This is a genomic window from Aquimarina sp. TRL1 (assembly GCF_013365535.1).
GTDB classification, from domain to species: domain Bacteria; phylum Bacteroidota; class Bacteroidia; order Flavobacteriales; family Flavobacteriaceae; genus Aquimarina; species Aquimarina hainanensis.
In genome coordinates this window covers 3934549-3950049 of sequence record NZ_CP053590.1, presented here as the reverse complement: position 1 = coordinate 3950049, position 15501 = coordinate 3934549, and the positions used below count along the sequence as shown (strand labels likewise).

The window sequence follows — 15501 nt, the reverse complement described above, 5'->3', positions numbered from 1 at the left end:
AAAAACAACTCAAAAATGAATCCACAAAAAAAGAAGAATCGAATACTAGCCATAGACTTTGTACGAGGGTTTAGTGTGCTTGCCATTATACCGGTTCATTGCATGCTAATCTATGGAAGTTCTGAAGCCTGGGGCTCTTTTATAGGTCAAATTATTAGAGTTATGGAAAAAGGGACTCCTATATTCCTGGTCGTAATGGGAATTTCATTTGCCTTTTCTTCCAGAAATTCTTTTTCTACCGCTATCAAGAGAGGTCTTAGTATCTTGGCGCTCGCCTATTCATTAAATATCATACGATTTGTTATTCCTCTTTCTATAGGTATCATCCCGGACTCTTTCGTGCTTAGAAACAGATTAACTCTGGGAGACCCCTATAACTATGTATACTTTTTCCTCTTAGGGGATATTCTGCAATTAGCGGGACTTTCTCTCTTACTAATGGCTGTTATCAATAAAATTTCAAAAAACAAATATGTAATATTATTTTTTGTCTTACTTATCGTATCTGTCTCCAAAGAACTAAGTGGTTACAGAGTCGGACATCCCGTATTAGATTACCTCTGTGATTTATTTTGGGGAAACAAATTCAATATATATTTCCCTGTATTTCCATGGGTATCCTTCATCCTTATAGGCTTATTTTTTGGAAAATGGTATAAAGAACTCAATCAGGACGCTGTAAAAATGTACACCTGGATGTGGCGTATAGGGCTTTTATTTGTCGCCGCAGGAATTGGTTTATGCTCGTATAATTACGAATACCATTTTGGAGACTACTACCATCTGGGGCCTGGAGGATTTGTATTACTCATAGGGATTAATTTATTGGTGGTTTGGACAGGACATATTATTGTCAAATTTTGTAAACACAATAAGTTCTTCGAGTTGCTATATTTTGCCAGTAGAAATGTCACCGTATTTTATATCATCCAGTGGATTCTTATCTATTGGGGAATTGCTCTTTTTGGAGTTTCTATTAAAAACGAATACACTATTCTGATGATAATCGTTTTAGTCACTCTTACTACTTTTTCAATTTTATACTTAAAAAAAATCGGAATGAAATATCTAAAAAATCAAAAAAAGCATCGGATGCAAAATTCTCTAAGTTAGTAAAAGAAGTACTACTACTACAACTATTACTTATATAACTACTACTTCTTTCTACTACTACATATGAAATATTCAGTACTAATAATTAAATTCATATGTTTTTCATATATCTCATTTTGCACGGGACAAGAAAAACATAACGTTCTAAACAATATAGATTTAGACAAAGACGTAAAAGCTTTCCTGGAAACTATAAACTCATATACAGGACCTCCTATTGAGACTTTTCCCGTATCCAAAGCCCGGCAAAGTTATATCAACTTACAGGCTGGTGAAACTGAACACTCGAATTGTTCTATGACCCATCATCAAATAACTATGCCTTCTGATCAAAAGGTAGATATTACAATAGTAACCCCCAAAACTACTATAAAACCTCTTCCCGTTCTCCTCTATTTTCATGGAGGAGGATGGATTCTTGGTGGATTAGAAACACACGAAAGGTTTATAAAAACAATCTCAGAAAAAGCAAATACTGCGGTTGTATTTGTTCATTATTCACTAGCTCCCGAAGCGATATACCCTACAGCATTAGAAGAGGGCTATGCCGCACTGGAATGGATAAAAGAACATGGGGATTCCTTTGGGCTAGACTCCCAAAGAATCGCAATCGGAGGCGATAGTGCCGGGGGAAATATGGCTACTGTTATATCCCTGTTGTCTAAAGAAAGAAAAGGACCAAAAATTGATTTTCAATTATTGTTCTATCCTGTCACTGATACCCGAATGAACACTGTATCCTATAAGAGGTTTGCAGAAAAGCATTATCTGACAAAATCAGCAATGGAATGGTTTTTATCCTCCTATGCTCCTGATAAAAAACTACGAAAAAAACATACGGTTGCTCCCCTGAGAACGAAAAGAAGGAAACTATCTCAATTACCTCCTGCACTAATTATCACAGCAGAATACGATGTATTAAGAGATGAAGGAGAAGCCTACGCTAATAAATTAAGAAAAGCAGGAGTTCCTGTAATTTCCACCCGATATCGTGGTACGATACATGATTTTGTAATTCTAAACCGATTAGCGAATACAGCACCTTCTAAAAAAGCAATAGAGCAAGCTACAGCTGCTTTACTATTTTTTTATAATAAGAAAAAACCCCTCTCCCAACAACCATTTTGTTCTGTACATAAAGGCAGTAATGACTAAAAAGGCTTCAAAATGGTAATCAAAAAAAAGATACTAATATGAAAACATTCAATTGTGTAACCATAGATTACTACAGAGAACATGAACTTCTACTCTGGAAGATTAAAAATACAGGAATGCCCAATTTTTGCTATCACGGATTAAAAGAGTTTAAAGATTGCATCCAATGGATACAATCTTATTTCTCACATCCTGACCGCCCTGTAAAATTCGTTGTATCTGCCTCAGAACACGAAGGAATCTATAACATGGGAGGAGACCTTCCTTATTTTTTAAAGCATATCAAAACAAAAGATAAAGAGGCATTAACACGATATGCACACTTATGTGTAGATGCCATTTATGCAATCTATACTGCCTTTGGCTTGCCTGCTATCTCCATAGCTTTAGTAGAGGGAAATGCTTATGGAGGCGGGTTTGAGTGTGCCCTTGCTCATGATTTTATTTTGGCAGAAGAACATGCCAAATTCTGCTTTCCTGAACAAAAATTTAATCTCTTCCCAGGAATGGGAGCCTATAGCTTTCTTCCCAGAAAAGCAAACTTTCTGGATGCACAAACCATCCTGAAAAATGGAGAATTATACAGTGCAAAAGAATTATATAAAAAGGGACTCATTCATAAAGTAGAGCAAAAAGGACAAACAATGATGGCATTGTACGATTTTATAAATAAAACTAAATCTGCCTTTAATTTTGAATATCACCATATCAAATGTCTAAAGAAAATGAACCCTGTTTCTAAAGAAGAGCTCATAGAAATTACCGATTTATGGGTAGACGCTTGTTTAAAAATCGGAGCATTTGATCTTAGAAAAATAGAAGCTTTTGGCAATGCACAATCCAGAAAAGCTGGAGTTTCTCTGAATGCAACTCCCTAGTTTGGTAATTCCAATATTCTGGCAACTTAAAAAACATTTTCTTCATTTTTTAAAAGCAGAAATTCATAACCATATCGTAATCTTTTATTTATAAAAAGCAAACAAGAAAAAGCGGTTCTCATAATATCTTTATGTCATAAACTTAAAGCTTATCACACATGAACCGCTCTTATTACCCTAAGTCTAAAATAATGTTAGTAGTATGGTGTTTAACCTTGTTATATCTGCCAGACGCTATCAACGCACAAGAACGTACAGTTACTCAAAAAGGGGTTTCCTTACTGATGGAGAATACATCTCCCACATCCTCTTTGTACAAAAAAATATATCCAAAAGGAACCGGTAAATCTTTCTACAACTTTGGTGACATTCTTGTAGCAAGAGCCGTATTACCTGCTGCTAGTTTTTCTAATGGGCCGACCTCCGGAAATTACATTGGTACTGCTCCTATCAATGATCAAATAATTCCTTTCCCTAACAAACAACCTATTCAGGGATTTTCTGCTGTATTAAACAATCATGACGGAACTTTTTTGGCTATGTCTGATAACGGTTTCGGAACCATTGAAAATTCTGCAGATTACCATCTGAGGATCTATACAATTCGTCCTAATTTTAAATCCATCTTTGGACTTGGAAAAGGAACCATCGAAATAATAAATCACATCGAATTAAAAGATCCTAATCGTTTAATTCCTTTCGCGATTACAAATGAGTTTTCTTCCGATAGGATATTAACTGGAGCTGATTTTGATATCGAATCAATCCAACAAACTCCTAATGGAGATCTGTGGATTGGAGATGAATTTGGTCCTTTTTTACTTCATTTTGATCGTAACGGTATTTTACTAGAAGCTCCTTATACGCTTCCCGATTATGACATTCCTGGAAAAGAGCTTCGTTCTCCCCAAAATCCATTTAGTGAAGAATCCAGTGCTATCCGTATCATGAATGCTATGAGAGCACATGCATTTCAGAATGGGGCTAAAGCTCCGGTTATGTCACCATGGTATGTAATGCTTGATGACGAAAATAAAGCGACATATGTTTCTTCGAGAAAAACACCTCCTTCGGGGTTATCCCCTGCTTCTAGCGAGCTTTTTAATGTAGAATCACTGCAAAAATCAGGACATCCCATCGTAGTATATACGGTTAATGATAGCATACATATCAATCAATTGTTAGATACTGGTATTAATGGCATTATCAGTGATCGTCCTGACTTATTACTGACTGCAATTCAAAACTTTGACAAAAATAAAGATGGAACTCCTGACTACATTGATAAGGATGGATTAATTGACATCAATAAATTTGATGCGCAGGGGCATCGAGGAGCCAGAAATCTACGTCCAGAGAACACACTCCCTTCTATGGAAGCTGCCTTGGATTTTTTAATGCCTACACTGGAAACTGATTGTGGTATAACTAAAGATGGAATCCCTGTTCTTGATCACGATCCACATATAGAAGCTGCCAAAACCAGAAAAGTAGACGGGGCTTCTTACGAATATAAAGACGAGGTACTGGTTAAGGACATGACATTAGCCAGTATACAAACTACTTTTATAGCAGATAAACTTTTATCCGGCAGACCTCATCAAACCAATGAACTCTCTCTATCTCCTGTATCCGTAGCATATGCAAACCAACAAAATTTTATACATCCATACATCATTCCTTCACTGCAGCAAGTATTCGATTTTGTAACATACTATGTAGCTTACTATAAAGACGGTGCAGGAAAAACACATCCTGAGGCTCAAAAAAGATGGAAAAATGCTGCTAAGGTTCGTTTTAATATAGAAACCAAAATAAATCCAAGAACAGATCGTGATGAAAGAGGTGATGTCTTTTCATTAAGAACAGTAGATTTTGCCTCTTTTACAAAAGCTATTGCAGAAGTTATCCAGACGAATAAGATGGAAGAACGCGCTGATATTCAAAGTTTTGATTTTCGTACATTATTATACACACATAAACACTATCCATCCATAAGAACAGTCTGTCTGTTAGGAGATTTCCCTAAAGTAGAAAATGCTGGTGATGGAACCAACCTACAAGATCAAAATGGTGAAAATACTCCTTGGTTAGCAGGAATGTATTGGCCTTATAGAAGTACAAAGTTAACTACTCCCTTTAAAGTGAAAAAAAGTGGCGGTTTTGAAGGAATGGCATTATCCAAAGACAAAAGAAAATTATTGCCCTTATTAGAAAAGCCATTAGAAGGAGAAGAGAAAAATCACCTTCTTATCCATGAGTTTGATATTAATTCAGCTTCGTATACGGGGAAAAAATACATTTACCCGCTACACCAGAAAGCTACTGCAATTGGAGAGTTTATTATGTTCTCTAAAAAACGAGGAGTTATTATAGAACGTGATGGTACTCAGGGAGATTTAAAAGGGTTTAAAGCAATTTATGAAATACAATTAAATCCAAAGCAGGAAAAAATAAAAAAGAAAAAAACAATCAATCTTCTTAAGATCAAAGATATCAGAAGAATTTCCGAACCAGGATCAGAAGGAGACATTGGTATCGGTCGTGCCTTTGCTTTTCCTTTTGTTACTATCGAGAGTGTAATTGTTTTTAACCCATTTTTAATCGGTGTGGTCAATGACAACAACTATCCTTTTAGCGTAGGTAGACATGCAGGGACAAAACTACCAGACGATAATGAATTTATCTTAGTCTGGCTAGATACTCCATTAGGTATGTCCTGGGAAAAGAAGAATGCCCCTCGGGTAAACGATCACCTAAAAGTATTCCCCACTACTTTTGATAGAGAAGTAACATTTTCTATCCCAGAGAACACATTAACACAAGATCATACGACAATTACTATCAATATTTACGATTTATACGGAAAACAAATTACATCATATACTCAAAAAAATGACTTATCCCTTCCTTTTTCATATAGCTGGAATGGTATAAGTGATAATGGTCTGCAGGTAGCAAGCGGAGTATACATTGCAGTAATTGAAATCAATGGAGAATTTATCAAAAGAAAAATAATCAAAAAATAACAACAATAATTGTGTTAATTGATGATCAGAAAAGACCCTGTCTTAACATTGATACACTTCAATTTCATGACAGGGTCTTATTGATATCATTTTTATGTTTTTACAAAATGCTCTATAAAACAAGTATTTTTTCATTATCATCTAAAACAATACTATGACTGAAAAGTGCAAAACTCAATCGATGTTTTGGGCTTATCCCATAATACCACCTCCTCTTAGCCAGTGCATAGTAATTTTATAGGGCATTTTTTATGTATTAGCATTTCATAATAAAGTTTGAAAATGAGATAAATAAGATGTTTCATCTAGTTAAGCATAACAATACGATGGTCAATAAGAGAAATATAACAGAATGACATCTATTGAAGTCGTGTCTGATTGTAATAGATTTCTAATATACAATCTTAATTAAATCAGTTTCTAGGATATAAAAAAGACTTTTCTACCTCAAAATCCACTGTTTGATCTTTATTTACTTCATAAGAAATGAACAATTCTCCCCAATATACTCCATCGGTAAAATCTGCAATAATCCATTTGTGATTCAATAAGCGTACTTTATTAATTTTCATATTTCCTTCCATTCCTGCAAATGGAATTATCGGATTATCATCGTCTACTTTATTCTGTCCTATAATCTGATCAGATATTGTTGAGGCCAGCTCTGAAGCATTGTATCCATTTTCTTCAAAATAAGAAACCGCTTCTTCACTACTCTCCAAAGAAAAATATGTCAAATCCATCGTTACATCTACTAACGAATCAATGGCAGCTTCTTTTTCTTTAACTTTAGTTGTTAACCGATCAATTTTTTTATCATACGCTTCTTTTGCTTTTTTAGCATTCATAAACATAAAAAGGATGAACAATAAGGAAAATACAAACAGATACAGAAATATCTTACTTCTCATTTTTAAATAGTAATTTTTAGGTTGTCATATGCAATAAAAACATGCTCTGGCAATGTTTTTTCTACTGCTGCATGAAATCCAAGATTAGGGCTTATATGCGTTAAATACGCTTTTTCAGGAGCAACTTCTTCAATAAATTGCAAAGCTTCTTCTAAATTAAAGTGTGAATGATGCGCTTCTATTCTCAATGCATTTACCACCAACACTTTTAATCCTTTTAATTTTTTTACTTCTTCTGCGGCTACAGTCTTTACATCTGTGAGATAAGCAAACTCCCCAAATCGAAATCCAAATACCTGTAACCTGTTGTGTGATGCATTAATCGGAATCACATCCAGGTTTCCCAGCGCAAATGGTTGGTTAGTTAGTACATTTTCTATGACGCTGGGAGCTCCCGGATATTTATTTTCTGAAGAAAAAATATAATCAAATCTAATTCGTAATGCTTCCATCACACGTTTATGTGCATAGATCGGAATATCTCCTTGTCTGAAAAAGAACGGACGAATATCATCCAATCCCATGGTATGATCTGCATGTTCATGTGTAAACAATACCCCATCTATTCGTCTAACGTCATTAGACAACATCTGCTGTCTAAAATCCGGTCCACAATCTACCACATAGGTATAATCATCCCAGGATACCAATACAGAGACCCTTAATCTCTTATCTCTGGGATCTTCACTTTTACACACAGGATGATCACTCCCTATAATCGGAATCCCCTGAGATGTTCCCGTACCAAGAAATATTACTTCCATTCTTTATTGAAATCAATAGACTCGGAGCAAGCTCGCGAGGGATGCTTCCGAACAAAGATCCTGAGGTAGTCTCAGGAAATTCCTTCCAGAAGAAGGATTAAAAACAAATGTACTTATATTTTTTTTACCAAAAAGTACGCACTTCTTTATTTTATTCTTCTCTTAGAAGAATCTTTCCTCTTTTCTGCAAAAAACAGCCTCTTATACTTCTAATATATAATTACATCTTATACCGCTATGAGGATAAGTAATTACACTTTATAATAAAAGCACTAAAAAAAATGTAATTATGTATATAACTAACAGTAAAAGTTTTAAAACTAAAAATCGTTACCAGCGTTCCCCTTTTCTCTGTGTAACGAGCTAATAAATAATCAAACACTACTTATGATAAAACGAGCAAATATCCGGGTACACAATTTAGATTGCCCTCAATGTGCGGAAGGACTAAAAAAAGAATTATCGAGTATAAAAAATATTTCTTTTATAGAAATACGACATACACAAGCTACAATTGCTTTTAATTTTACAAAAGCGAACGATATTTCTACAGTAGAAAATCAACTTACATATCTGGGATACCCCCCTTTTGGTGATAAAATAAGTTCGAAAAAGCAATTTGAATGCTATTGCGACAATGCTTAAACCACCCATACAAAGTGTTGATTCCCTTCATTTACCCAACTAGTAAGCATAGGCTTATCGATGCCAATACACATTTTTATTATTTTGAATTAATAAAAAATACAGAATTTCCTTAGGCTCCTTTTTTATTTTTATACAGGTATTAGTACCTTTACATAAACAAAAAAAGCCCATTCAGCTATGCCTATCACGATTATGGGAGACAAAGAATTCGAATCTGTCCCCTCTATTAAAAGTAAAGCGCTACGAATTAACCTTAATGAAAATATCTATGGTACTTTTGCAGAAATAGGTGCGGGCCAAGAAACTGTTCGAAATTTTTTTAGAGCAGGAGGAGCATCTGGTACGATTGCAAAAGCGATGAGTGCATATGACAAGGATTTTAGTGATGCTATCTATGGAATCGAAGATGATAAAAGATACGTCACAGAAGCGCGATTGAAAAAAATGCTTGCTCATGAAGTAAACTTAATTGAAGAGCGAATATCACGAGACAAACATCCTAACAAATTATTTTTTAGTTATGCTAATACCGTAGCAACTATTGATTTTGCTAAAAAATACAAAGGACACGGGTGGGTTGGTATTCGATACCAAACTACACCTAATGAAGCATATAACGAGATTGTTTTACACATCCGTTTTCATGAGAATGATGCCCGGTTACAGCAAATAACTTTGGGAGTATTAGGAGTAAATCTTATTTATGGTGCATACTATAAATACGATAATCCGAAAAAGCTTCTTCGTTACTTGTACGATAATCTTGATAAAGATCAAATAGAAATCGATACTATTAATTTTTCTGGTCCAAGATTCTCTAAGGTAGATAATAGACTTATGAGTCTTCAGTTAGTGAAAAACGGAATGACGGAAGCTGTCATGTTTGGTCCTGACGGAAATAATATCCTTCCTGCCAGAATCCTGTACAAGAAAAACATTTTAGCCCTTAGAGGTAGTTTCAGACCTGTTACCAAGGTAAATATGGATATCTATGAGAAATCGTTAAATATGTTTCTCAAAGAAAATAAGGTAAACAAAAACAAAACTGAAGTTATTTTTGAAATTACTTTATCTAACCTTAGAGCAGAGGGAGAAATCGATGAAAAGGATTTCATGGACAGAGCACAATTGCTTTGTTCTCTGGGACAAACTGTAATGATTTCTAATTTCCAGGAATATTATCGAATGGTTGAATACTTCTCTAACTATACCAAAGAGCGTATGGCCTTAGCTATGGGAGTGAATAACCTTATCGAAATTTTTGACGAGAAATATTATCGCCATCTGAGTGGTGGAATCCTAGAAGCTTTTGGTAAACTATTTTTCAAAGATCTCAAAGTATATTTATATCCGCTAAAAGATCATAAAACCGGAAATATCACCACTAGTGATAACCTAAAAGTTCACCCTCGTATGAAAGAGCTGTACAAGTTCTTTAAATACAACGGAAAATTACAAGACATTGTAGACTACGATCAAAGTATCATGGATGTATTCTCCAGAGAGGTGCTACAATGGATACAGGAAGGGAAAGATGGATGGGAAAACAAGTTACCAGAAGGAGTTTCTCAAATAATAAAGGACAATCATCTATTTGGTTATAAAGAGAAAGAAACAGTATAATACTTTATTCTTTATTATATATAAATTAAGAGCGGTTAGTATTTTTCTAACCGCTCTTATTATTTTTATTGTGTAACTCAATGCTGTTCTCTACAGTATCTGAGCAGCGTGTTCTTTAGTTTTTACCTTGGAGATTACATCTGTTATTACGCCTGATTCGTCAATAACAAAAGTAGTTCTGTGAATTCCATCGTATTCTCGTCCCATAAATTTCTTAGGTCCCCATACACCAAAAGCTTCTATTACTTTTTTATCTTCATCTGCTAATAAAGGATAAGGCAGTTCATTCTTGGTTTTAAAATTTAATTGACGTCTGGCACTATCTGCACTTACTCCCAGAATCTCATATCCTTGTGCTAAAAATGTCTGGTAATGATCCCTTAAATTACAAGCCTCTGCAGTACATCCCGGAGTACTTGCCTTAGGGTAAAAGAAAACTACTAGTTTTTTTCCTTTATAATCTCCCAATGTTATCGTATTTCCTTCCTGATCTAATGCAGAAAATTCAGGAGCTTTATCTCCTATTTTTAATGTTGTCATAAATCTGTTATAAAATTAATAAGACCGGTTCTTATTTCTGAAATTAAAAAAAATAGTACCTGGCAATTTTTGCTATAAAAGTATAACAAATATTTAAGGTCTCTCAGATTGGAATTATAATATTTTTCAATCTGCTTATTATCTTTTCATATTATAAAAACCTTCCTTTTTTATAAAATAACTCCATTTTTGATATCACATATTCAAAATATGAAGCCCTCTGACAGCAGATATGCGTCTTTGATTTTATATTTTAGCAAAAAAATACACCATGACGAAACAGGAAAAAGTTGATTTTACCATAAAAACACTTCAGGAGCTCTATCCGAGAATTCCTGTTCCTCTTGATCACAAAGATCCATATACATTATTAATCGCTGTACTAATGAGTGCCCAGAGTACGGATGTACGGGTTAATCAAATCACTCCTTTATTATTTGAAAGAGCAGATAATCCTTATGCAATGATTAAACTCTCGGTAGAAGAAATCAGAGATATTATCAGACCTGTAGGATTAAGCCCTATGAAATCCAAAGGGATTTATGAATTATCCCATATCCTGATTAATAAACACAATGGAGAGGTTCCTCAGACTTTTGAAGAACTAGAAGAACTTCCTGCAGTAGGACATAAAACTGCTGGAGTGGTCTTATCCCAAGCATTTGGAATCCCTGCTTTCCCTGTAGACACTCACATTCATAGGTTGATGTATCGCTGGGGGTTTAGCAACGGAAAAAATGTTACACAGACAGAAAAAGATGCCAAACGATTATTCCCTAAAGAACTATGGAATGACCTTCATCTTCAGATTATATGGTATGGAAGAGAATACTCTCCTGCACGTGGATGGGATCTGGAAAAAGATATAATTACTAAAACTATCGGAAGAAAAACCGTTATCAACGAATATCTCAAAAAAAATAAAGCCTCTATTAAATAGAGGCTTTTTGTTTCTTAGTTAAGAAGTGCTTCAAACTTTAACTTCTTATATTCTAAAATTTCTAATGCTTTCGAATAATTAAGAATAAAGTCGATTGTACTTTTTCTTGGGTTTAATTGTTTATCTCTCTGTGAGGATTCAAAGTAAAATTTTGCCATAAATAATGTTATTGTTTTGTTATAATTCAATAACGAGGCAAAAAATACTTTATTACATTCTTAACACTTTTTAACTTTTTAATTAGTTAATACGATATTATTTTTATCTATCACTTTTCTTAAATTAATCAAAGCATATCTCATTCTTCCTAATGCCGTATTGATACTTACTCCTGTTTTATCAGAAATTTCTTTAAAACTCATATCTTTATACATACGCATTACCAGTACTTCTTTCTGGTCTTCAGGCAATTCTAGGATAAGATTTCTCAAATCTTCCTCTACCTGATCTTTAATCAATCTTCGCTCTGCATTTAAATTATTATCACTAATCACAGAAAAAATACTGAACTCTCCATTATCTTCGAACTTAGGCATGCGATTTCCTTTTCTAAAATGGTCAATGACCAAATTATGAGCAATACGCATTACCCAAGGAAGAAATTTTCCTTCTTCGTTGTATTTTCCTTTTTTTAATGTTTGAATCACTTTTATAAAAGTGTCTTGAAAAATATCTTCAGAGATATCTCTATCAAAAATTTTCGAATAAATAAAGCTGTAGATTCGTTGTTTGTGACGTTCGATTAAAATAGACAAAGCACTTTCGTCACCTTTGATATAATTATTAACCAAAACAGCATCAGTCAGGGTGTACTCTTTCATACTTTTTACTTTTTACTGCACCAACAAGCTTGGGGTCGGGCCATGTTAAACTTAAAAGTAAAAATGTACTATAGGCTATCTTTTCTTAGTTAATAATATGAGTGTTTCGGTCGCTAATATAATAACTATCCTTTAAAATCAAGTATTTTTTGTTAATTTTTTTATCAAAACTTCATTTATAAAAGCATTATAATACTTTTATCGTAATGATTATCTTTGCTGTTTTACTGTATTTAATCATGGTTCAGGACATCTCAACTAAAGACCCAAAACATCATATTTTAATCAAAGGCGCTAAGCTCCACAACCTTAAAAATCTGGATGTATCAATTCCCAGAAATAAATTGGTAGTCATTACAGGCTTATCTGGTTCCGGAAAATCCAGCTTGGCTTTTGATACACTATATGCAGAAGGACAACGTAGGTATGTAGAGAGTCTTTCTTCTTATGCCAGACAGTTTCTGGGGCGATTAAATAAACCAAAGGTAGATTATATAAAAGGAATCGCTCCTGCTATTGCTATAGAACAAAAAGTAAACTCTACCAATCCAAGATCGACAGTCGGAACTACTACTGAGATCTATGATTATTTAAAACTTCTCTATGCGCGTATTGGGAAAACCTACTCCCCTGTTTCCGGAAATCAGGTAAAGAAAGAAACTGTTAGTGATGTAGTCGCCTATGTAAAATCATTCGAAGAAGGCGCTAAACTATTACTTTTATCTACTATAACCGTAGAAGAAGGCAGAACACTCGAAAAAAAGCTGCAGGTACTCCAACAACAAGGATATGCCAGAATCAAAGTAAATGATACTGTATACCGAATTGAAGAAGCTGAATACAAAGAAACTGATGAGATACATTTAGTCATTGACCGAATCATCAAAAGAGATAATGAAGATTTTTATAACCGATTAGCAGATGCTGTCGGCACCGCTTTTTTTGAAGGAAAAGGAAGCTGTTATATACAAACCCTACAAGACAATACCCTGAGAGAATTTAGCAATAAGTTCGAACTGGATGGGATTACTTTTTTAGAACCTAATGTCCATCTTTTTAGTTTTAACAATCCTTATGGAGCTTGCCCCACTTGTGAAGGATATGGAGATGTTATTGGAATTGATGAAGATCTGGTAATTCCCAACACAGCACTTAGTATCTATGAAGGCGCTGTATTCCCCTGGAAAGGAGAAAGTATGAGTTGGTACAAAGATCAATTAGTCAATAATGCATATAAGTTTGATTTCCCAATCCACAAACCATATTATCAGTTATCAGAAGAAGATAAAAGCTTGCTGTGGAAAGGAAATGAATACTTTGAAGGAATTGATAGTTTTTTTAAAGAACTAGAAGCCAAAGCATATAAAATCCAAAATCGTGTTATGCTATCCAGGTATCGAGGTAAAACCAGATGTAACACCTGTAAAGGGACCCGTTTACGTCCAGAAGCTAACAATGTAAAAGTAGGAAATAAAACTATAACGGAGCTGGTAGAAAAACCACTTCATGAAGTCAGTGATTTTTTTAAAAATCTAGAACTAAGTACACATGAAATATCTATTGCCAAACGCCTACTAAAAGAAATTAATAGCCGTTTGGGCTTTTTGGAGAATGTAGGACTTGGATATCTTACACTCAACAGAAAATCCAATACACTATCAGGAGGAGAATCTCAACGTATAAATCTGGCAACATCACTGGGAAGTAGCCTGGTAGGTTCTATGTATATTCTGGATGAACCCAGTATTGGACTACACCCTAAGGATACGGAAAAATTAATTAATGTATTGCTATCTTTACGTGATCTCGGTAATACTGTGATTGTTGTTGAACATGATGAAGATATTATGAAAGCCGCAGATGAAATTATCGACATAGGACCGGAAGCCGGGAGTTTTGGAGGAGAAGTTGTCGCTACAGGTACCTATGATCAAATTATTAAAAAAGACTCATTAACCGCAAAATATCTCAGTAATAAGTTATCAATTGAGGTTCCTGAAAAAAGACGTACTTCTAAATATCACATCGATATCGTAGGAGCCAGAGAAAACAACCTGAATAATATAGATGTAACTATTCCTTTAGGAGTTTTTACTGCTATTACAGGAGTATCTGGAAGTGGAAAAAGTACTTTAATAAAAAAGATTGTCTACCCTGCACTCCTCAAAGAACTGGGAGGTTATGGAGAAAAAGCTGGACAATTCACAGAAGTAAAAGGAAACTACAGCAATATAAAACATGTAGAGTTTGTCGATCAAAATCCAATAGGACGATCGTCCCGTTCTAATCCTGTTACATATATTAAAGCTTATGATGATATTAGAGCTCTTTTTGCCAATCAGAAACTATCTGCAATAAGAAATTATAAAAGCAAACATTTTTCTTTTAATGTAGATGGAGGAAGATGTGAAACCTGTAAAGGGGAAGGAGAAGTTACCATAGAGATGCAGTTCATGGCTGATGTACATTTAGTCTGTGAAACTTGTAATGGAAAACGATTCAAAAAAGAAATTCTGGAAGTTACTTTCCAAGATAAGAATATCGATGATATCCTCAACATGACCATTGATGATGCTATTGATTTTTTCTACACTCATAAACAAACTAAAATCACCAGAAAACTTCAACCGTTACAGGATGTCGGGTTAGGGTATGTCAAATTAGGGCAAAGTTCCTCTACGCTATCCGGAGGAGAAGCACAACGAATCAAACTGGCCTCTTTTCTAGTAAAGGGAAATACCAAAGACAAAGCCTTATTTATTTTTGATGAACCTACTACTGGATTACACTTTCATGACATCAAAAAATTGTTAAAATCTTTTAATGAATTATTAGATAAAGGACATTCTGTTTTGGTTATAGAACACAATATTGATCTGATCAAATGTGCAGACTATATTATTGACTTAGGTCCTGAAGGAGGGATACTTGGAGGTACAATTATAGGGCAGGGAACTCCGGAAGAATTAATAAAAATTAAGGCTTCTCATACAGGAAAATACCTCCGTGATAAATTATAAAGCTTTGTTAATAGATGTAAACCAATCACTGTGCTTACGACTACAAGGATATAACAATA

13 protein-coding genes are annotated in these 15501 nt (G+C 34.3%); 8 read left to right on the top strand and 5 right to left on the bottom strand.

Annotated features, from left to right (window positions below; genetic code table 11):
- Positions 1 to 15 precede the first annotated feature (15 nt).
- The 4 genes from HN014_RS16165 (at position 16) to HN014_RS16150 (ending at position 6175) form a co-directional block, all read left to right on the top strand.
- Entirely contained in the window at positions 16 to 1113 is a 1098-nt protein-coding gene (locus HN014_RS16165) for a heparan-alpha-glucosaminide N-acetyltransferase domain-containing protein (protein WP_176029888.1), read from the top strand.
- A 63-nt stretch (positions 1114 to 1176) separates the two neighbouring features.
- Entirely contained in the window at positions 1177 to 2268 is a 1092-nt protein-coding gene (locus HN014_RS16160; RefSeq protein ID WP_217704339.1) for an alpha/beta hydrolase, read from the top strand.
- Positions 2269 to 2306: 38 nt separating this feature from the next.
- Positions 2307 to 3146 (top strand): crotonase/enoyl-CoA hydratase family protein, encoded by an 840-nt coding sequence (locus HN014_RS16155; RefSeq protein WP_176029887.1) that lies wholly within the window; start codon positions 2307 to 2309, stop codon positions 3144 to 3146.
- Between the two features lie 158 nt (positions 3147 to 3304).
- Positions 3305 to 6175, top strand: a complete 2871-nt coding sequence (locus HN014_RS16150) for an esterase-like activity of phytase family protein (RefSeq protein WP_176029886.1) — start codon at positions 3305 to 3307, stop codon at positions 6173 to 6175.
- Positions 6176 to 6588: 413 nt separating this feature from the next.
- Here HN014_RS16150 and HN014_RS16145 read toward each other — a convergent pair whose 3' ends face one another.
- Both HN014_RS16145 and HN014_RS16140 read right to left on the bottom strand, forming a co-directional pair.
- Positions 6589 to 7086, bottom strand: coding sequence for a hypothetical protein (locus HN014_RS16145; protein WP_176029885.1), 498 nt, complete (start codon positions 7084 to 7086; stop codon positions 6589 to 6591).
- A gap of 2 nt (positions 7087 to 7088) precedes the next feature.
- A complete protein-coding gene (locus HN014_RS16140) occupies positions 7089 to 7850 on the bottom strand; it encodes an MBL fold metallo-hydrolase (protein ID WP_176029884.1) in 762 nt (253 codons plus the stop codon).
- A 387-nt stretch (positions 7851 to 8237) separates the two neighbouring features.
- Here HN014_RS16140 and HN014_RS16135 point away from each other — a divergent pair, with 387 nt between their 5' ends.
- Positions 8238 to 8495 carry a hypothetical protein gene (locus HN014_RS16135; protein ID WP_176029883.1) on the top strand — a complete coding sequence of 86 codons (258 nt, stop codon included), beginning with the start codon at positions 8238 to 8240 and terminating at the stop codon, positions 8493 to 8495.
- 180 nt (positions 8496 to 8675) lie between these two features.
- Positions 8676 to 10121, top strand: a complete 1446-nt coding sequence (locus tag HN014_RS16130; protein WP_176029882.1) for a TonB-dependent receptor — start codon at positions 8676 to 8678, stop codon at positions 10119 to 10121.
- 90 nt (positions 10122 to 10211) lie between these two features.
- Here the strand turns inward: HN014_RS16130 and bcp are convergent, their stop codons facing one another.
- Positions 10212 to 10661 carry a thioredoxin-dependent thiol peroxidase gene (gene bcp / locus HN014_RS16125; protein WP_176029881.1) on the bottom strand — a complete coding sequence of 150 codons (450 nt, stop codon included), beginning with the start codon at positions 10659 to 10661 and terminating at the stop codon, positions 10212 to 10214.
- A gap of 271 nt (positions 10662 to 10932) precedes the next feature.
- Between bcp and nth the strand changes: the two genes are divergently transcribed.
- Positions 10933 to 11601 carry an endonuclease III gene (nth, locus tag HN014_RS16120; RefSeq protein ID WP_176029880.1) on the top strand — a complete coding sequence of 223 codons (669 nt, stop codon included), beginning with the start codon at positions 10933 to 10935 and terminating at the stop codon, positions 11599 to 11601.
- A gap of 14 nt (positions 11602 to 11615) precedes the next feature.
- Here nth and HN014_RS16115 read toward each other — a convergent pair whose 3' ends face one another.
- Both HN014_RS16115 and HN014_RS16110 read right to left on the bottom strand, forming a co-directional pair.
- Positions 11616 to 11759, bottom strand: coding sequence for a hypothetical protein (locus tag HN014_RS16115; protein WP_176029879.1), 144 nt, complete (start codon positions 11757 to 11759; stop codon positions 11616 to 11618).
- Between the two features lie 78 nt (positions 11760 to 11837).
- Entirely contained in the window at positions 11838 to 12422 is a 585-nt protein-coding gene (locus HN014_RS16110) for an RNA polymerase sigma factor (protein ID WP_176029878.1), read from the bottom strand.
- Positions 12423 to 12661: 239 nt separating this feature from the next.
- On the opposite strand from HN014_RS16110, the gene uvrA reads away from it, so the two are divergent.
- Positions 12662 to 15442 carry an excinuclease ABC subunit UvrA gene (uvrA, locus tag HN014_RS16105; RefSeq protein WP_176031138.1) on the top strand — a complete coding sequence of 927 codons (2781 nt, stop codon included), beginning with the start codon at positions 12662 to 12664 and terminating at the stop codon, positions 15440 to 15442.
- Positions 15443 to 15501 lie beyond the last annotated feature (59 nt).